The 17,730-nt window shown below is 74.2% G+C and carries 17 protein-coding genes; 11 read left to right on the forward strand and 6 right to left on the reverse strand.

The genetic code is table 11. From position 1 onward, the window contains the following. Nucleotides 1-554: 554 nt before the first annotated feature. Nucleotides 555-1,841 (reverse strand): tyrosine--tRNA ligase, encoded by a 1,287-nt coding sequence (gene tyrS / locus B5D80_RS18580; RefSeq protein WP_088645227.1) that lies wholly within the window; start codon nucleotides 1,839-1,841, stop codon nucleotides 555-557. A 117-nt stretch (nucleotides 1,842-1,958) separates the two neighbouring features. On the opposite strand from tyrS, the gene B5D80_RS18585 reads away from it, so the two are divergent. From B5D80_RS18585 to B5D80_RS18600, 4 genes are all read left to right on the forward strand, one after another. After that, complete coding sequence (locus B5D80_RS18585) at nucleotides 1,959-2,333, forward strand: PaaI family thioesterase (RefSeq protein ID WP_211291573.1); 375 nt, start codon at nucleotides 1,959-1,961, stop codon at nucleotides 2,331-2,333. Between the two features lie 98 nt (nucleotides 2,334-2,431). Continuing rightward, a complete protein-coding gene (locus B5D80_RS18590) occupies nucleotides 2,432-3,658 on the forward strand; it encodes an NRAMP family divalent metal transporter (RefSeq protein WP_088645158.1) in 1,227 nt (408 codons plus the stop codon). Next, nucleotides 3,655-4,032 carry a hypothetical protein gene (locus B5D80_RS18595; protein ID WP_088645159.1) on the forward strand — a complete coding sequence of 126 codons (378 nt, stop codon included), beginning with the start codon at nucleotides 3,655-3,657 and terminating at the stop codon, nucleotides 4,030-4,032. The genes B5D80_RS18590 and B5D80_RS18595 overlap by 4 nt, the downstream gene beginning before the upstream one ends. Further along, nucleotides 4,019-4,336 carry a hypothetical protein gene (locus B5D80_RS18600; RefSeq protein ID WP_088645160.1) on the forward strand — a complete coding sequence of 106 codons (318 nt, stop codon included), beginning with the start codon at nucleotides 4,019-4,021 and terminating at the stop codon, nucleotides 4,334-4,336. Before B5D80_RS18595 ends, B5D80_RS18600 begins: the two co-directional genes overlap by 14 nt. A gap of 11 nt (nucleotides 4,337-4,347) precedes the next feature. Here B5D80_RS18600 and B5D80_RS18605 read toward each other — a convergent pair whose 3' ends face one another. From B5D80_RS18605 to B5D80_RS18615, 3 genes are all read right to left on the reverse strand, one after another. Further along, nucleotides 4,348-5,670: a hemolysin family protein gene (locus B5D80_RS18605; RefSeq protein WP_088645228.1), complete on the reverse strand. Its 1,323-nt coding sequence runs from the start codon at nucleotides 5,668-5,670 to the stop codon at nucleotides 4,348-4,350. A 169-nt stretch (nucleotides 5,671-5,839) separates the two neighbouring features. Continuing rightward, a complete protein-coding gene (locus B5D80_RS18610) occupies nucleotides 5,840-6,478 on the reverse strand; it encodes a YgjV family protein (protein ID WP_088645161.1) in 639 nt (212 codons plus the stop codon). 9 nt (nucleotides 6,479-6,487) lie between these two features. Continuing rightward, complete coding sequence (locus B5D80_RS18615; protein WP_088645162.1) at nucleotides 6,488-6,991, reverse strand: GNAT family N-acetyltransferase; 504 nt, start codon at nucleotides 6,989-6,991, stop codon at nucleotides 6,488-6,490. Nucleotides 6,992-7,132: 141 nt separating this feature from the next. On the opposite strand from B5D80_RS18615, the gene ppdK reads away from it, so the two are divergent. From ppdK to pflA, 4 genes are all read left to right on the forward strand, one after another. Further along, nucleotides 7,133-9,793: a pyruvate, phosphate dikinase gene (gene ppdK / locus B5D80_RS18620; protein WP_088645229.1), complete on the forward strand. Its 2,661-nt coding sequence runs from the start codon at nucleotides 7,133-7,135 to the stop codon at nucleotides 9,791-9,793. An 11-nt stretch (nucleotides 9,794-9,804) separates the two neighbouring features. Beyond that, nucleotides 9,805-10,257 carry a hypothetical protein gene (locus tag B5D80_RS18625; protein ID WP_088645163.1) on the forward strand — a complete coding sequence of 151 codons (453 nt, stop codon included), beginning with the start codon at nucleotides 9,805-9,807 and terminating at the stop codon, nucleotides 10,255-10,257. Nucleotides 10,258-10,400: 143 nt separating this feature from the next. Further along, on the forward strand, nucleotides 10,401-12,644 hold the full coding sequence (gene pflB, locus B5D80_RS18630) for a formate C-acetyltransferase (protein ID WP_088645164.1): 2,244 nt from the start codon (nucleotides 10,401-10,403) through the stop codon (nucleotides 12,642-12,644). Continuing rightward, a complete protein-coding gene (gene pflA / locus B5D80_RS18635) occupies nucleotides 12,641-13,426 on the forward strand; it encodes a pyruvate formate-lyase-activating protein (RefSeq protein WP_245854745.1) in 786 nt (261 codons plus the stop codon). Before pflB ends, pflA begins: the two co-directional genes overlap by 4 nt. A 15-nt stretch (nucleotides 13,427-13,441) precedes the next feature. Here pflA and B5D80_RS18640 read toward each other — a convergent pair whose 3' ends face one another. Continuing rightward, entirely contained in the window at nucleotides 13,442-13,663 is a 222-nt protein-coding gene (locus tag B5D80_RS18640; RefSeq protein ID WP_204961429.1) for a helix-turn-helix transcriptional regulator, read from the reverse strand. Between the two features lie 217 nt (nucleotides 13,664-13,880). Here B5D80_RS18640 and B5D80_RS33405 point away from each other — a divergent pair, with 217 nt between their 5' ends. Both B5D80_RS33405 and B5D80_RS34430 read left to right on the forward strand, forming a co-directional pair. Beyond that, on the forward strand, nucleotides 13,881-14,057 hold the full coding sequence (locus B5D80_RS33405; protein WP_158224215.1) for a hypothetical protein: 177 nt from the start codon (nucleotides 13,881-13,883) through the stop codon (nucleotides 14,055-14,057). Further along, entirely contained in the window at nucleotides 14,054-14,425 is a 372-nt protein-coding gene (locus tag B5D80_RS34430) for a hypothetical protein (RefSeq protein WP_088645165.1), read from the forward strand. The genes B5D80_RS33405 and B5D80_RS34430 overlap by 4 nt, the downstream gene beginning before the upstream one ends. On the opposite strand, the gene B5D80_RS18650 is transcribed toward B5D80_RS34430, so the two are convergent. Further along, complete coding sequence (locus B5D80_RS18650; protein WP_088645166.1) at nucleotides 14,340-14,810, reverse strand: cyclic nucleotide-binding domain-containing protein; 471 nt, start codon at nucleotides 14,808-14,810, stop codon at nucleotides 14,340-14,342. The genes B5D80_RS34430 and B5D80_RS18650 overlap by 86 nt on opposite strands. 202 nt (nucleotides 14,811-15,012) lie before the next feature. Here B5D80_RS18650 and B5D80_RS18655 point away from each other — a divergent pair, with 202 nt between their 5' ends. Next, nucleotides 15,013-17,730, forward strand: coding sequence for a cation-translocating P-type ATPase (locus B5D80_RS18655; RefSeq protein ID WP_245854747.1), 2,718 nt, complete (start codon nucleotides 15,013-15,015; stop codon nucleotides 17,728-17,730).

Below are 17,730 nucleotides of genomic sequence, written 5' to 3' on the forward strand. Positions count from 1 at the left end.
CCGGCCGGTGCGGTCACCCGCACGCTTGCCCGGTTCCCTGCCGGCGTCACACACTACCCGGTCGGTTTCGCCTCACCAAATCGACCCCCCGGGTCGATCCGGGCACCGCCCGGTCCGTACTCCGCGAAGGACAACCCCGCGAAGCCGGTGCCTCACACCGCGCTCCGGCCTTCGGGGTGTTCGCCCCGGTTCGTCCGTTCCGCGCTGGCAGAGAGAAAGTTACGCGTCCGCCGAGATGATCGTCAAATCCGGCGGACGCGTCGCACGTCACACTGCGGCACACCGGTCCGCCCGACGTGCGGGACCACCCGTCGAGCGGGGCCATCCGTCGGAGGCCGTCCTCGCCGGGCCACCCACCGGGGGACGGACGGGACCGGCCGAGAACGGCGAGGACGGGGTCGTGCTGCCGGTCGGCACAGCGGTCCGACGCCCTCCGTCCCCGGGCGAGGGCCGTCCGCCCAGGGATGGTCCTCGGCGGACGGCCCCGCCCGGGACGGTCGGCAACAGCGCCCCGACCGGCGTGAACAGCCCTCCACACGCCGGGGCCGACCGGGTCAGGGACGCAGCTCGACCCCGGCGAAGGAGCGCTTGCCCCGGCGCAGCACCAGGTAGCGCCCGTGCAGCAGGTCGGCCCGGTCGACGGTGGCGTCGACGTCGGTGACCCGGGTGTTGTTCACGTACGCGCCGCCCTCGGTGATCACCCGACGGGCCTCCTTGAGCCCGCCGACCAGCCCCGAGTCGCGCAGCAGCCCGGCCACGTCGGGGAGTTCGCCGGTGAGCTGCACCAGGCCGGCCTCGGTCAGCGCGGCCCGCAGCGTCTCCGGGGCCAACTCGTCGAGCGAGCCCCGGCCGAAGAGCGCCTGGCTGGCGGCGACGGCCTGCCGGGTCTCCTCCGCGCCGTGGACCAGGGTGGTGAGTTCCTCGGCGAGGGCCCGTTGGGCGACCCGGGCCGCCGGCCGTTCCGCCGTCTCCTTCTCCAGCGCCTCCAGCTCCTCGCGGGAGCGGAAGCTGAAGTAGCGCAGGTAGCGGGTGACGTCCCGGTCGTCGGCGTTGACCCAGAACTGGTAGAAGGCGTACGGGCTGGTCATCTCCGGGTCGAGCCAGACCGCGCCGCCCTCGGTCTTGCCGAACTTGGTGCCGTCGGAGCGGGTGACCAGAGGCGTGGTAAAGGCCTGCACGGGGCCGGCCCCCCGGCGGCGGACGTAGTCGACGCCGGCGGTGATGTTGCCCCACTGGTCGGAGCCGCCGTACTGGAGCTGGCAGCCGTGCCGCCGGTGCAGCTCGAAGAAGTCGTTGGCCTGCAGGAGCTGGTAGCTGAACTCGGTGAAGCTGATGCCGGTCTCCAGCCGGGCCCGCACCACCTCGCGGGCCAGCATCTTGTTGACCGGGAAGTGCTTGCCGACGTCCCGCAGGAACTCGACCACCGACATCTCGCCGGTCCACTCCAGGTTGTTGACCAGTTGCGCCGCGTTCTGCCCGGTGTACGACACGAAGGGCGCGAGCTGGTCACGGATGCGCTGCACCCAGCCGGCCACCACCTCGGGCGGGTTGAGGGTGCGCTCGGCGCTCTCCTTCGGGTCGCCGATCTGGCCGGTGGCACCGCCCACCAGCAGCAGCGGCCGGTGCCCGGCGAGTTGGAGCCGGCGGGCGGTGGTGACCTGCATGAGGTGGCCGACGTGCAGGCTGGGCGCGGTCGGATCGAAGCCCACGTAGAAGGTGGCCGCCCCGCCGTCGAGCAGGTCGCGCAGCTCGTCGGGGCCGGTGGAGTCCTGGATCAGGCCGCGCCACCGCAGGTCTTCGGTCAGGGAGTCCCGCCCGTGCGGGAGGTTGCTGTCGGTCACGGTCACCGATTCTCCCCCATCGCCGACCTGGGGCCGTACCGGGTTTGCCGCCGGGGCGGCGCGGCTAGGCTGGCCGGGCCGGTGCGACGAGGAGGAACAGCCGTGGAGATCCCGGAGATGACGGACGGCCTGGTCGGTCTGCTGGGGCTGACGTTCGACGAGGCCAGCGGGGACCGGGTGGTCATCCGGTGGAAGGTGCGGCCCGAGCTGCACCAGCCGGCCGGCATCCTGCACGGCGGGGTCTACTGCGCGGTGGTGGAGACGGTCGGCAGTGTGGGCGGCACGCTCTGGCTGGGTGACCGGGGCAGCGTGGTCGGGGTCTCCAACCAGACGGACTTCCTGCGCGCGGTCCGCGAGGGCGAGCTGGTGGCCGTGGGCACCCCGGTGCACCGGGGGCGCAGCCAGCAGCTCTGGCAGGTGGAGATCACCGACGCGGGGGGGCGGTTGGTGTCGCGGGGTCAGGTGCGGTTGCAGAACCTCAGCCGGAACTGACCCGCCGGGCGGGAGCGGCAGCCTGCCCGGTTCGCCCGGTATGAGGGTCACCGCGCCGATATCGTCGCCTCGATGACCGCCGCCGATCCCGTCCGCACGTGAGGAAGCTCCTCGCCGCCACCCTCGGGGTGCTGTCGGCCATCGGCGGTTTCGTCGACATCGGCGACCTGGTGGCGGCGAGCCAGGCGGGGGCACGCTTCGGCATGGCGCACGCCTGGGTGCTGCTGCTCGGCGTGGTCGGCATCTGCGCGTACGCGGAAATGGCCGGCCGGATCGCGGCGGTCAGCGGCCGGGCGGTGTTCGACCTGGTCCGGGAGCGGTTGGGTCCCCGGGTGGCGCTGCTCAACCTGGCGGCGTCCTACCTGGTCACGGTACTGACCCTGGCCGCCGAACTGGGCGGGGTGGCGCTGGCCCTGCAACTGGCCTCCCGGGTGAGTTACCTGCTGTGGGTGCCGGTCGCGGCGTTCGCGGTCTGGCTGGTGCTGTGGCGGATGCGGTTCCAGCTCATGGAGCGGGTGTTCGGGCTGGCCGGGCTGACCCTGCTGGTCTTCACCGTGGCGCTGTTCTGGCTGCCGACGGACTGGGCGGCGCTCGGCCACGACGCCCTGCACCCCGACACGGCCGGGCAGGGCTCGGGGGCGTACTGGTTCGTGGCGGTGGCGCTGTTCGCCTCCACGGTCAGCCCGTACGAGGTGTTCTTCTTCTCCTCCGGCGGGGTGGAGGAGAACTGGAGCGCCGCCGACCTGGCCGACGCCCGGTCGAGCGTGCTGATCGGTTTCCCGGTCGGCGGTCTGCTGGCGTTGTCGCTGATCGCCACGGCCACCGTGGTGTTCCACCCGGCCGGGGTGTCGCTGTCGACCCTCGACCAGGTCGCCGAGCCGGTGGTGCTGGCGTTCGGCGGGGTGGGGCTGGCGGTGGCCGCGCTGGCGTTCTTCGCGGTGACGTTCGGGGCCGCGTTGGAGACGGGGCTGTCGGCGGCGTACGCGGCGGCGCAGTACTTCGGCTGGCAGTGGGGCAAGCGGGTCAGCCCCCGGGAGGCCGCCCGGTTCCACAGCGTGCTGCTGGTCAGCGTGCTGGCCGCGACGCTGCTGCTGTCCACCACCGTCGACCCGGTGCGGCTGACCGAGTACATGCTGGTCGCCAGCGCGGTGGTGCTGCCGTTGACGTACCTGCCGATCCTGGTCGTCGCCAACGACCGGACGTACCTGGGTGACGACGTGAACGGGCCGTGGCTGAACCTGCTCGGTGCGGTGTTCCTGCTGGTGATCGTGGCGGCGTCGGTGGCGGCGGTCCCGCTGGCGGTGGGGACGGGGATGGGGCGGTGAGGGTCCAGCTCGGCCGGCAACTGCTCGACCGGCAGATCGTCGACGCCGACGGGCTGCTGCTGGGCAAGGTCGACGACGTCGAGTTCGCCGTCGACGAGGGGGGCCTGCCGTACGTGGCGTACCTGCTGACCGGGCAGGGCGCGCTGGGGCGGCGGATCGGTGGCCGGGTCGGGCGGCTGCTGGTGGCGCTCGCCGACCGGTTCACCGAGGAGGCGTCGGCTCCGCTGCGCATCCCGTTCGGCCAGGTGGCCCGGATCGACAGCGCGGTCCGGCTGCGGGCCCGCGCCGACGAGCTGCCCCGCCCACCGGTGGAGACGTGGCTGCGGCGGCACCTGATCGACCGGATTCCGGGGGCCGACCGTGCGAGTGGGTGAGCTGCTCGGGCGCACCGCGTACGACCTGCACGGCCGGCGGCTGGGGCGGGTGGTGGACGTGGTGGTGCGGGGGGACTTCCCGGACGGCCGGCTGCGGCTGACCGACGTGCTGGTGACCGGGCACTGGTGGAGCCGGGTGTGGGGCCGGTTGATCGGGGCGCAGCGGCACCCGTCGGGGCCGTGGGTGATCCGGGTGACCGCGCGGGCGTTGAGCCGGGACACCAGGCAGGTCCCCGCCGACCAGGTGCAGTTGCGTCCGCCGGTGCCGGGTTTCCCGTTCGGCGACCCGACGCCCCCGGACTGACCCCGGTCGGGTCAGGCGTGGGCTTCGTCGGGCACGGGTTCCGGTTCCTCGGCGGGGGTCGCGGTCGGGGCGTGGTGCAGCCGGATCTGGGTGATGGCGCGCTGGTCGACGCCGGTGACGGTGATCTCCCAGTCGTCGATGGTGACCTGCTCCCCGGCGACGGTGGGGATGTGCCCGAGGCAGGACAGCACCATGCCGGCGACGGTGGTGTAGTCACCGGCGGGCCGGTTGGGCACCTCGACGCCGATGTCGGTCAGGTCGTGCACGGGGAAGGTGCCGGGCAGCACCAGCGACCCGTCGTCCTCGGTGCGTACCGCGCGGACGTCCCGGTCGGTCTCGTCGTAGATCTCCCCGACGATCTCCTCCAGGATGTCCTCCAGGGTGACGATGCCGTCGACCGCGCCCCGCTCGTCGACCACCAGGGCGATGTGCTGCCGTTCGGCCTTGAACTGGCGCAGTGCGTCGACCACCGGCAGCGAGTCGGGCAGCAGCATCGGCGGGCGGGCGCAGTCGTCGACCGGCCGGTCGTCCGGCACCCCCACCAGGTCGCGCAGGTGGATCACGCCGACCGCGTCGTCGAGGCCGCCGTGGCGGACCACCGGGGCCCGGGAGTGGCCGGTGGCGGCCAGCAGCAGCCGGGCGGCCTCCGCGGTGGTGCCGCTGTCGAGCGTGAAGACCTGCAACCGGGGTACGAGCACCGCGCGCAACTGCCGGTCGGCGATCTCCACCGCGCCGGCGATGATCGTGCGTTGCTCCTTGGTGAAGCCGTGGTTGCCGGCGACGATGTCGCGCAGCTCGTCCGGGCCGATCTCGTCGGGCTGGTGCTTCGGGTCGACCCCGGCGAGGCGGACCACCAGGTCGCTGGTGGCGCCGAGCAGCCACACCGCCGGGCGGGTGAAACTGGACAGGATGTCCAGGGGGCGGGCCACCAGCAGCGCCCACCGTTCGGCGCGCTGCATCGCGATCCGCTTGGGGGCCAGCTCACCGAAGACCAGGGTGACGAAGGTCAGGACCAGGGTGACCAGCACGATGGCCACCGTCTCGGCGGCCCCGCCGAGGAACCCGAGCAGCGGCACCAGCGGCCTGGCCAGGGAGACCGCGGCGGCGGCCGAGGCGAGGAACCCGGCCAGGGTGATGCCGATCTGGATGGTGGCGAGGAAGCGGTTCGGGTCCTTGGCGAGCCGGGCGAGCACCCGGCCGGCGCGGCTGGAGCGTTCCAGCCGCTGCACTTGGCTGTCCCGCAGCGACACCAGCGCCATCTCGCTGCCCGCGAAGATCGCGTTGAGCACCACCAGGACTCCGACCAGGGCCAACTGGCTCCAGTAGCTCTGCACGCCCGGCACTCTCCCTCAGGCGGTGGGCGTCGGCGACACCGCCGACGCCGCCGGACGGAGGACCCGCCCGGCGTAGCCCAGTCTGTGCCCAACCGCGCGGTCCGCGAATCCTCCCGGTGGCCGCGACCGGTGACCGGCGGCGGTCCGACCGGTGCGCCGGCCCGTGCGGTCAGCCGCGTCCGGCGGTGGCGGGCGTCAGGTCGAGGACGTACGCGTCGCCCTCGGGGCGGAAGCCGAGCCGGTGGTAGTAGGGGGCGACCATGCCGGGTGGGCTGACCACCCGGCGGAACCCCCGGTCGGTGAACAGGCTGCTGCGGCGGTAGACGAACTCGCCGGGGGTGAAGTCGCGGAAGCGGCGGGTGACGTAGTCCAGGTCGATCTGGGCGATGCCGTCCGCCTCGGCGTGCGCCAGCACCACCCCGACCACCTCGTCGTCGCGTACCACCAGGAAGGCCGACCGGTCCGCGTCGGCCGGGGGTGGCCGGAAGTCGGGGTTGAACCTGGCGATGTCGGCGGCGTGCACCCGCAGCGTGTGGGCCAGGAACTGGTCGCCGACGCCCACCTCGACCACCTGGTAGGCGCGGTCGTCGTGCCGGGTGGCCAGCATCCTCCGCAGGTACCACACGTTGATCACGGCGAGCACCACGTTGAGGCCGACCATCGGCCAGACCTGCACGGCGGCGTTGTAGCCGATCAGGATCAGGCAGCCGACCAGGTTGAGGGCGCGCAGCCGCAGGATGCGCGTCTGTAGCAGCGACCAGACCAGCAGCGCGGAGCCGGCCCAGCCGACGAGTTCGAGCCAGTTCACCAGGCGAGACTAGTGCCCGCCCTGGTCAGCGGGGACGGCGGGCAGCTCCAGCAGCCATTCCTCGACCTCGACGCCCCGGCCGGCGGCGAACCCCGAATCCTCGCCGACGACGACGAAGCCGCACTTGCGCAGCACCGCCAGGGAGGCCCGGTTGTCCTTCGCGGCGCGGGCGCGCAACGGCCGGTGCGGCAGCTCCCGCAGCAGGGCGGTCAGCGCGGCGGTGGCGTGGCCGCGCCCCCACCGGCGCGGGTCGATCCAGTAGCTGACCTCGGTGTGTTCGCCCACCGGGAAGGCCGCCACGTGCCCGACCACCGCGCCGTCGACGACCACGGTGCGGTTGACCACGGTCGGGTCGGCGCGGATGCGGGCCCAGTGCGCGTCGAACACCGCCCGGTCGGTCGGATCGGCCGGGCCGAACGCCGCCATCCAGGCCGCCTCCGGGTCCTGCTCGTGGGCGAAGAAGTGCGGCAGGTCGTCGTCGCGCACCGGGCGCAGGGACACATCGGCGGTCACCGCCGGAGGATACGCACCGGCACCGACACGTCGGGACCTGTGGCCCGGTCGGCGTACCGTCCGGCCCTGCCGGTGGGCTCCCCGGGGTTGCTACCAACGAGGGGACAGGTCCGACCGGCGAGTGGAGTGGAGGCCGGGGCCATGACCAGGTACGTCTACGACTTCATCGAGGGGGACCGCAGCAGGGCCGACCTGCTCGGCGGCAAGGGCGCCAACCTCGCCGAGATGACCCGGCTGGGGTTGCCGGTGCCACCGGGCTTCACCGTCGGCACCGACGCCTGCCGGGCGTACCTGGCCACCGGGTCGCCGCCCGCCGGGCTGTTCGCGGAGGTCGACACCCACCTGCGGCGGGTCGAGGAGCAGGTGGGGCGGCGGCTCGGTGACCCGCACGACCCGCTGCTGCTGGCGGTGCGTTCCGGCGGCCGGTACTCGATGCCCGGGATGATGGAGACGATCCTGGACATCGGGCTGACCGACGTCACCGTGGCGGGGCTGGCCGCCCGCACCGGGGACGCCCGGTTCGCCTGGGACTCGTACCGGCGGTTGATCCAGATGTTCGGCCGGACCGTGCACGGGGTGCCGGCGGAGGAGTTCGACCACGAGTGGGCCGCCCTGCGGGCCACCGCCGGCCCGGACGGGCCGGACGCGGCGCAGCTACGCGACCTGGTGTCGACGTACCAGAAGATCTTCCTGCGGGTGGTGGGGCACGAGTTCCCGCAGTCCCCGCAGGAGCAGTTGCGGCAGGCCGTGTGCTCGGTGTTCGCGTCGTGGAACTCGGCGCGGGCCCGGATCTACCGGCGGCGGGAGCACATCCCCGACGACCTGGGCACCGCCGTCAACGTGATGGCGATGGTCTTCGGCAACCTCGGCCCGGACTCCGGCACCGGGGTGGCGTTCACCCGCGACCCGGCCACCGGCCTGCCCGGCGTGTACGGCGACTACCTGCCCGACGCCCAGGGCGAGGACGTGGTGGCCGGCATCCGCAACACCGTCGCCCTGCCCGAGCTGGCCCGGCTCGACCCGGCGAGCTTCCGGCAGCTCACCGGCATCATGGCGACGCTGGAGCGGCACTACCGGGACCTGTGCGACGTGGAGTTCACCATCGAACGCGGCAGGCTGTGGATGTTGCAGACCCGGGTCGGCAAGCGGACCGCCGCCGCCGCGTTCGTGATCGCCGCCCAGCTCGTCGACGAGGGTCTGATCACCCTGGACGAGGCGTTGTGCCGGGTCAGCGGCGCGCAGTTGGACCAGTTGATGTTCCCCGCGTTCGACCTGGCCGGCGCGCCGACGCCGCTCACCGTCGGGGTGGGGGCGTCGCCGGGGGCGGCGGCGGGTCGGGTGGTGTTCGACTCGGCCGCCGCGACCGCCGCCGACGGGCCGGTGATCCTGGTGCGTCGGGAGACCAACCCGGACGACCTGCCCGGCATGATCGCCGCCGCCGGGGTGCTCACCGCGCGGGGCGGGAAGACCTCGCACGCCGCCGTGGTGGCCCGGGGCATGGGCCGCACCTGCGTCTGCGGCGCGGACGCCCTGGTCATCGACCCGCAGCGGGGCGAGTTCACCGTCGGCGACCGGGTCGTCCGGGCCGGCGAGGTGATCTCGATCGACGGGACCACCGGCCGGGTCTACCCGGGTGCGGTGCCGGTGCAGCCCTCCCCCGTCGCCCGGTACCTCGCCGGTGAGCTGGCCCCGCAGGCCGACCCGCTGGTGGCGGCGGTGCACCGGCTGCTCGGGCACGCCGACGCGGTCCGTCGGCTCGGGGTGCGGGCCAACGCGGACACCGCCGCCGACGCCCGCCGGGCCCGCGCGCTCGGTGCCGCCGGCATCGGGCTGTGCCGCACCGAGCACATGTTCCTCGGCGGACGGCGGGAACTGGTGGAACGGCTGATCCTGGCCGACGGCCCGGACGCGGTGGCCGGGGCGCTGGCGGCGCTGCTGCCGTTGCAGCGGGCCGACTTCACCGAACTGCTCGCCGCTATGGACGGCCTGCCGGTGACGATCCGGCTGATCGACCCGCCGCTGCACGAGTTCCTGCCGCCGCTGCACGAGCTGACCGCGCGGGTCGCCCGCACCGAGGCGTCGGGCCGGGACCCGGGACGCGACGGGGAGCTGCTGGCGGCGGTCCGCCGGATGCACGAGGCCAACCCGATGCTGGGGCTGCGCGGGGTGCGCCTCGGGCTGGTGGTGCCCGGGTTGTTCGCCATGCAGGTGCGGGCGGTGGCCGAGGCGGCGGCGCAGCGGGTCCGCGACGGCGGCGACCCCCGACCGGAGATCATGGTGCCGCTGGTGGGTGACGTGCGGGAGCTGGCCGTCGTCCGGGCGGAGGCCGAACGGGTACTCGCCACGGTGCCGGACGCGCCGGCCGTCCCGATCGGCACGATGATCGAGGTGCCCCGGGCGGCGCTGACCGCCGGACAGATCGCCACCCAGGCGCACTTCTTCTCCTTCGGCACCAACGACCTGACCCAGCTCACCTGGGCGTTCTCCCGCGACGACGTGGAGGGGTCGTTCTTCGGGGCGTACCTGGAGCGGGGGATCTTCGAGGTGTCGCCGTTCGAGAGCCTCGACACCGCCGGGGTGGGTCAGCTCGTGCGGCTGGCCGTGGCACAGGGGCGGGCCACCCGCCCGGAGTTGACCGTCGGGGTCTGCGGCGAGCACGGCGGCGACCCCGACTCGGTGGCGTTCTTCGCCGACGCCGGCCTGGACTACGTCTCGTGCTCGCCGTACCGGGTGCCGGTCGCCCGGCTCGCGGCGGGCCGGGCCGCCGTCGCCGCCGGCACCGGCACGTCCGACAGCCGATAGGAGGCAGCACCATGACCGCGATCTTCAACCCGACCGGTCCCGCCACGCTGGGCCCGCCGCCGGTGCCGCGTACCCCGGTGGAGGCGACCGGGACGACGACGGCCGGGCCGGTGGGTCCGGTGCTGGCGCTGCCCGGTTCACCGGCCGCCGCGCTGGTGCCGGTGACCCGCGACGGGCGGGCCGTCGGGGCGTTCGTGTCCGTTGACGGGCGGGTCCGCTACCGGGCGCTGCCCGACCCGGACCGGGTGCTCGCCGCCGCGGCCGGTGCCGCCGCCGTCGCCGTGCTCACCGCGGGCGTGGCGGTGGTGGCGCGGCGTCGGCCACCGGCGATCGGCACGGTCACCATGGGGCCCGGCGGCTGGGTCAGCCTGCGCGGCGCGCGGGTGCCCGCGCTGCGCCCGGCGACGCCCCGGCCGTGGTGGGCGCGGCTGCTGCGCGCCCAGCGGCTCGTCGTGCGGCGCTGACCGGCCGCCGGGGGTCTTTGGTCCCGGGCCGGGGTGGTCCTGCGCCTCTGCCCGGGACGGATCGACCCGACGAGGCTGATGGTGCAGGCGCAACACCCCGGCGGCCCAGGCCGCCGGACCCGACCAGCGCGGAAGGACCGATCATGACCGGCACCGCACATCTCGACCCGTGGCGCGGCTTCACCGGCGACGCCTGGCGCGACACCGTCGACGTGGCCGCCTTCGTCCGGGACAACCACGAGCCCTACACCGGGGACGCGTCGTTCCTCACCGGGCCCACCTGCCGCACCCTGGAGGTCTGGGGCACGCTGAAGTCGATGTTCGTCGAGGAGCGCCGCCGCGGCGTGTACGACATCGACGCCGCCACCCCGTCCACCATCACCGCGCACGCCCCCGGGTACATCGACCGGGAGCGGGAGCTGATCGTCGGGTTGCAGACCGACGCGCCGCTGCGCCGGGCCATCATGCCCAACGGTGGGCTGCGGATGGTGGAGACCGCGCTGAAGGCGTACGGCTACCCCGCCGACCCGCAGGTGCACCGGATCTTCACCACGTACCGCAGGACGCACAACGACGCGGTGTTCGACGCGTACCCGGCCGACGTGCTCGCCGCGCGCCGCTCGCACGTCATCACCGGGCTGCCCGACGCGTACGGGCGGGGGCGGATCATCGGCGACTACCGGCGGGTGGCGCTGTACGGGGTGGACCGGCTGGTCGCCGAGCGTAAGGCGCTCAAGGCGGCGCTTGACGACCGGCCGTCGACCGACGAGGTGATCCGGGACCGGGAGGAGCTGGCCGAGCAGATCCGGGCCCTCGGCGAGCTGGCGCAGATGGCGGCAAGCTACGGCTACGACATCGCCGGCCCGGCCACCACCGGCCGGGAGGCGATCCAGTGGTTGTACTTCGCCTACCTGGCCGCCACCAAGGAGCAGAACGGCGCGGCGATGTCGCTGGGACGTACCGCCGGGTTCGTCGACGTCTACCTGCGGCGGGACCTCGCCGAGGGGCGGCTGACCGAGATGGACGCCCAGGAGCTGGTCGACGACGTCGTGATCAAGCTGCGGATCGTCAGGTTCCTGCGCACCCCCGAGTACGACCAGCTCTTCTCCGGCGACCCGACCTGGGTCACCGAGGCCCTCGGCGGGATGGGTGCCGACGGCCGGCCGCTGGTCACCCGGACCAGCTTCCGCTACCTGCAGACCCTCTACAACCTCGGTCCCGCGCCGGAGCCGAACCTGACGGTGCTCTGGTCGCCCCGGCTGCCCGTCGGGTTCAAGCGGTTCTGCGCCCAGGTGTCGCTGGACACCAGCGCCATCCAGTACGAGAACGACGACCTGATCCGGCCGGCGTACGACGACGACACCGCGATCGCCTGCTGCGTGTCGGCGATGCGGGTGGGCCGGGACATGCAGTTCTTCGGCGCCCGCGCCAACCTCGCCAAGGCCCTGCTGTACGCGATCAACGGCGGGCGCGACGAGATCACCGGTGAGCAGGTCGCCCCGGCCACCGCCCCGGTCGGCGGGGAGACCCTCGACTACGCCGAGGTGCTGGCCGCGTACGAACGCACCCTGGACTGGCTGGCCGAGACGTACGTGGACGCGTTGAACGTGATCCACCACCAGCACGACAGGTACGCCTACGAGCGGCTGGAGATGGCCCTGCACGACCACCCGGTGCGCCGGTTCATGGCCACCGGCATCGCCGGGCTGTCGGTGGCGGTGGACAGCCTCGCGGCGATCCGGTACGGCCGGGTGAAGGTGCTGCGCGACGACACCGGGCTGGCCATCGACTACGTGGTCGAGGGTGAACCGCCGACGTACGGCAACAACGACGAGCGGGCCGACGCGATCGCGGTGTGGCTGACCGAGACGTTCGCGGCGAAGCTGCGCCGGCAGCGCACCTACCGCGACGCCGAGCTGACCATGTCGGTGCTGACCATCACCTCGAACGTGGTGTACGGCAAGCACACCGGCAACACCCCGGACGGCAGGCGGGCCGGTGAGCCGTTCGCCCCGGGCGCGAACCCGATGAACGGCCGGGACACCCACGGGCTGGTGGCCGCCGCGCTGTCGGTGGCGAAGCTGCCGTACGACGCGGCCCGCGATGGCATCTCGCTGACCTCGACGGTGACCCCGGACGGGTTGGGCCACACCCGCGACGAGCGGATCGACAACCTGGCCGGGGTGCTGGACGGCTACACCGACGCCGGCGGGTTCCACCTCAACGTCAACGTGCTGGACCGGGCCACCCTGGTCGACGCGATGGCGCACCCGGAGCGCTACCCGCAGTTGACCGTGCGGGTGTCCGGGTACGCGGTGAACTTCGTCCGGCTCACCCGGGAACAGCAGGAGGACGTGGTGTCGCGGACCTTCCACGGGTCGCTGTGAACGTCCGGCCGCGCGACGCCGTCGCCACCGCCACCCGGCGGGGCGACGGCGTGCCGACCGGGGCGGTGCACTCGTGGGACGTGTCGGTGGGGGTGGACGGGCCGGGCACCCGGTTCGTGGCGTTCCTCGCCGGCTGCCCGCTGCGCTGCCGGTACTGCCACAGCCCGGACACCTGGTACCGGCGCAGCGGCCGGCACCGCACGGTGGACGAGCTGATGGCGGAGATCGAGCCGTACCGGCGGTTCATCGCGGTGGCCGGCGGCGGGGTGACGATCAGCGGCGGCGAGCCGCTGATGCAGCCCCGGTTCACCGGCGAGGTGCTGCGCCGCTGCCACGACCTGGGCCTGCACACCGCGCTGGACACCTCCGGCTTCCTCGGGGTCCGCGCCGACGACGCCCTGCTCGACGCCACCGACCTGGTGCTGCTGGACGTCAAGTCGTGGGACCCGGCGACCTACCGCCGGGTCACCCGCACCGGGTCGGTCACCCCGACGTTGCGCTTCGGCCGCCGGCTCGCCGACCGGGGCACCCCGATCTGGGTACGGTTCGTGCTGGTGCCCGGCCTCACCGACGCCGAGGAGAACGTCGCGGGCGTCGCCGACTTCGTCGCCGGGCTTTCCACCGTGCAGCGGGTCGAGGTGCTGCCGTTCCACCGCCTCGGCGCGCACAAGTACGCCGAGCTGGGGCTGACGTTTCCGCTCGCGCAGACCGCCCCGCCCACCCCGGAGCTGGTGGCCCGGGTCCGGGGCCAGTTCGCCGAACGCGGCCTGACCGTCACCTGACCCGGCGGGGACTGGTCAGCCCTGGGTGTCCTCGTCCGCCGGGCGGGGCTGCCGGTGGTCCCGGATGTATGCCTCGACGTCGGACCGCAGCCACACCGAGCCGCCCTGCAACGTCTGGAACGGGCGCGGGAACTTGGGGTGGACGACGATCTGGCGCAGTCGGGAGCGGCCCACGCCCAGCATCGCCATCATCTCTGCCGGTCCGACAAGCGGCCCTGGCACCTCCGGCTCACCCATGCACAACAAGGTAGACATGGGCTTGCCTACCCAATTTGCCCCGCGTAATCCGGCCTGATCAACCATGTGCGCGTGATCTGGCTGCGCCAAACTACGTCTGACAGAATTGACAGGGGCGCTATCGGCGGTGTGGAATCGGTGACGCGGTGCCTCCGCCCTGGTGGAGCTGGGCTCGGCGGGGCGGGGTGCCGCGACGACCCCACCCCCGGGAGGCGCAATGTGTCGACACCGCGCGGTGCCGTACCTGATCGAGTTGGCCTGGCGCTGCCTGGACCAGCACCGCGACCGGCGGTGCGAGCGGTGCACCGGCACCGGGTTCTGCCCGGCGGTGGAGGCCGCACGCACCCGGATCAGGGCATGGCGTCGGTACCGCAGCGTGTTCGGCCGGCGATGACCACGCCCCCGCCGAGGGCGGGCGACCTGCTCTTGCTGACCCGCGCGGCCAGCGTCCAGTTCGTCAGGCCGGTCCGGTTCCGGGTGATCCGCGTGCTCGACTGGCCCACGTACGACGGCTGGATCTGGCTCGACGGCTACCGGCTCGACGCCCGGGACGAGGCGGTGGCCCGCCGGACGGTCTTCGTCCGGCCGGCCGGACTGGTCACCGCTGCACGCACCGCCCCGACACCGGCGCAGCGGTCCGGGCCGACGCCGCCGGGGGTGTCGCCACGGGCGCGGGTCAGCTCGCGGCCGAGGTCGGATAGCCGTACAGGTCGAGCAGCCGGCCCCGGGACGCCTGGAGCCGGTCCACCACCACGCTCATGAACCGGGTGGTGAGCTGCCGACCCAGGGCGTCGTCGGACTCCATCAGCCGGCGTACCCCCTCGGCGGTGAACTCCACGGTCGGGGTCCGCCGGACGGCGACCGCCCCGAACTGCCAGCGGTACGGCGGGAACAGCCACGACCAGCCCAGCACCCCACCCGCCCCGATCGACTCGATACCGACGTCGCCGCGCGCGGGGACCGGGAAGTCCAGCGCCACCTCGCCGCCCCGGACCAGCCAGAACCGTTCCGCCGGCTGACCGGCGCGGAACAGGCGGTGACCGGGGTGCCAGACCACCGGTCGGGCGTACCCGGTCAGCCGGGGCAGCCACTGCGGCGGCAGCCCGGCGAGGAAGGGGTGCTCGGTGAGCATCTCCAGAGGGGTCATCGGGGTGCCCTTCGCCGGTGGTCGTCGCCTCCATGGCACACCCGTCGGCGGCCGAGCGGCAGGGCCGTTGGTCCCGTGACCTGCGGCGGATCGCCTCTGCCCGCCCGGCCGGCAGGGCGCGACCCTGGACCGGGACGGCGTGCCCGGGACGCGCCGCGACGAGACGGGGAGGCCACCGGTGGCGACATCCGGTGCAGGGTCGGTGCTGACGGACGACACCCGCGACGCGGAGCCGGTGACCACCGGCCTGTCCACCGCCGAGGCGACGGCGCGGCTGCGCGCGGACGGCCCGAACACCGTCGCCGCGCCGGCCCGACGGTGGCTCGTCGGCCGGGTGCTGCGCCAGCTCACCGATCCGCTCGTCGCGCTGCTGCTCGCCGCCGCGGTGATCACCACCCTGCTCGGCGACTGGCCGGACACGGCGGTGATCGTGCTGGTGGTGGCGGTGAACACCGTCATCGGGGTGGTGCAGGAGGTGCGCGCCGACCGGGCCATCGCCGCCCTCGACCAGCTCTCCGCCCCCACCGCCCGGGTGGTACGCGACGGCCGGGACGTGGTGCTGCCGGCCGCCGACCTGGTCCGCGACGACCTGGTCCGGGTGGAGGCCGGTGACGTCGTCCCGGCGGACCTGCGGCTGGTCGAGGCCAACCGGTTCCAGGTCGACGAGTCGGCGCTGACCGGCGAGTCGGTGCCGGTGCAACGCCACGACGGCGAGGAGGCACGGGCCGGCACGGTGGTGACCACCGGCCGGGCCGCCGGCACCGTGATCCGCATCGGCGCGGCTTCCGCGCTGGGCAGGATCAGCGCGCTGGTCGCCGGCACCCGGCCGGCCCCGACCCCGTTGCAGCGCCGGCTGGCGGTGCTCGGCCGGGTCCTCGGGCTGGTCGTGGTGGCCCTGTCCGGGCTGGTCTTCGCGATCGGCGTCGCCGGCGGCCGGCCGGTGGTGGAGATGGCGGTGACGGCGGTGAGCCTGGTGGTGGCGGCCGTACCGGAATCGCTGCCGGCGGTGGTGACCCTGGCGTTGGCGCTGGGCGCACGCCGGATGGCCGGGGCCCGGGCCATCCCGCGCCGGCTGCACGCGGTGGCGACCCTCGGCTCGGTGACGGTGATCGCCTCCGACAAGACCGGCACCCTCACCGAGGGCCGGATGGCGGTACGGACCGCGGTCACCCCCGACGGCACCCGGTACGACGTCGACGGCGTCGGCTACGCCCCGCACGGGCGGGTGGGCCGCGACGGCGTACCGGTGGCCGTGCCGGAGGACCTGCGCCGGCTGGCCCGCGCCGGGCTGCTCTGCAACGACGCGACGCTGTCGCCGCCGCAGGACGACCGGCCCGACTGGGGCGCGGTCGGTGACCCGCTGGAGGCGGCCCTGGTCGCCTTCGCCGGCCGGTGCGGGCTGGAACCGACGGCCACCCGCAACGCCTGGCCCCGGGTGGCCGAGCACCCGTTCGCGCAGGCCACCCGCCGGATGCTCACCGTGCACCGGGCCTGCGACGGCCAGCGCCTCGTGGTCTGCAAGGGGGCACCGGAGAACGTGCTGACCACGCCCCTGCTGGACGCCACCGCCGAGGAGATCGACACGCTGACCACCGCCGCCCGCGAGTTGGCCGCCGAGGGGCTGCGGGTGCTCGCGGTGGCGTCCGCGCTGGTCGACACGGCACCCGACCTGGCCGCACCGGTCGGGTTGCGCCCGGTGGGGCTGGTCGCCGTCGGTGACCCGCTGCGGGCCGGTGCCGCCGGGATCGCCGGCGGTCTCGACACCGCCGGGGTACGGCTGCTGCTGGTCACCGGCGACCATCCGGCGACCGCCGCCGCGATCGGTGGCCGGCTCGGCCTCTGGCAGCCCGGCGACCCGGTGGTGCGGGGCGACACCGACGACGCCACACAGGCCGGGCCGCACGCCCGGGTGTTCGCCCGCACCCAGCCGGAACAGAAGCTGGACATCATCGCCGACCTCCAGACCCGGGGGCACGTGGTGGCGATGACCGGGGACGGGGTCAACGACGCCCCGGCGCTGCGCCGCGCCGACATCGGGGTGGCGATGGGCGGCGGCACCGAGGTCGCCCGGCAGGCCGCCGACCTGGTGCTGGTCGACGACGACCTGGCCACCGTCACCGTCGCGATCGGCGAGGGCCGGCGGATCTACGACAACATCCGCCGGTTCCTGCGCTACGCCCTCTCCGGTGGCGTGGCCGAGATCGTGGTGATGCTGCTGGGCCCGCTGTTCGGGCTGCCCGTACCGCTGCTGCCGGCGCAGATCCTCTGGATCAACCTGCTCACCCACGGGCTGCCGGGGGTGGCGCTCGGCGCGGAACCCGCCGAGCCGGGCACCCTGCGCCGGGCACCCCGCTCGCCCCGCGAGTCGGTGCTCGGGGCCGGGCTGGGCCGCGACGTGCTGGTCACCGGGGCGCTGATCGCGGCGGTGGTGCTGGCCGCCGGGACGACCGCCGCCCACGCCGGGCTGCCCTGGCAGTCGGTGGTGTTCGTGGTGCTGGGCCTGGCCCAACTCGGGGTGGCGCTCGCCGTCCGGGCACCCCGGACGGCCGGGGCGGGGCGGGCCAACCCGGGGCTGCTCGTCGCCGTGGCCGGATCGGCGCTGCTCCAGGTCGGCGGGGTGCTACTGCCACCGCTGCGGATGCTGCTCGGCACCGAACCCCTCGCCCCCACCGTCCTGCTGGCCTGCCTGGCGGTCAGCGCCCTGCCCGGCCTGGTGCTGCGGCTGGCCCGCCGCCACCCCGCCGCCGGCACCCCGGCCGGGGCTGTCACCGACGCCGGCACCGACGCGGTGACCGACGTCCCGACGGCCGCCGTCACCGATCCCACCCGGGTCGCGGTCACCGACCCCGCGGTCGACGGGCCGGGTCGGGAACGTCCGGTGCGGGACCAAGGGCCCACCGGCGGGGCCGGACGCCCCTGA

It is taken from the genome of Micromonospora wenchangensis (assembly GCF_002210435.1).
GTDB classification, from domain to species: domain Bacteria; phylum Actinomycetota; class Actinomycetes; order Mycobacteriales; family Micromonosporaceae; genus Micromonospora; species Micromonospora wenchangensis.

Coding starts and splice junctions, on each gene's coding strand:
- B5D80_RS18585 (WP_211291573.1), top strand. CDS start 1,959: ATGACGGACGGCCTGGTCGGTCTGCTGGGGCTGACGTTCGACGAGGCC.
- ppdK (WP_088645229.1), top strand. CDS start 7,133: ATGACCAGGTACGTCTACGACTTCATCGAGGGGGACCGCAGCAGGGCC.
- B5D80_RS18625 (WP_088645163.1), top strand. CDS start 9,805: ATGACCGCGATCTTCAACCCGACCGGTCCCGCCACGCTGGGCCCGCCG.
- pflB (WP_088645164.1), top strand. CDS start 10,401: ATGACCGGCACCGCACATCTCGACCCGTGGCGCGGCTTCACCGGCGAC.
- B5D80_RS18640 (WP_204961429.1), bottom strand. CDS start 13,663: ATGGGTGAGCCGGAGGTGCCAGGGCCGCTTGTCGGACCGGCAGAGATG.
- B5D80_RS33405 (WP_158224215.1), top strand. CDS start 13,881: ATGTGTCGACACCGCGCGGTGCCGTACCTGATCGAGTTGGCCTGGCGC.
- B5D80_RS34430 (WP_088645165.1), top strand. CDS start 14,054: ATGACCACGCCCCCGCCGAGGGCGGGCGACCTGCTCTTGCTGACCCGC.
- B5D80_RS18650 (WP_088645166.1), bottom strand. CDS start 14,810: ATGACCCCTCTGGAGATGCTCACCGAGCACCCCTTCCTCGCCGGGCTG.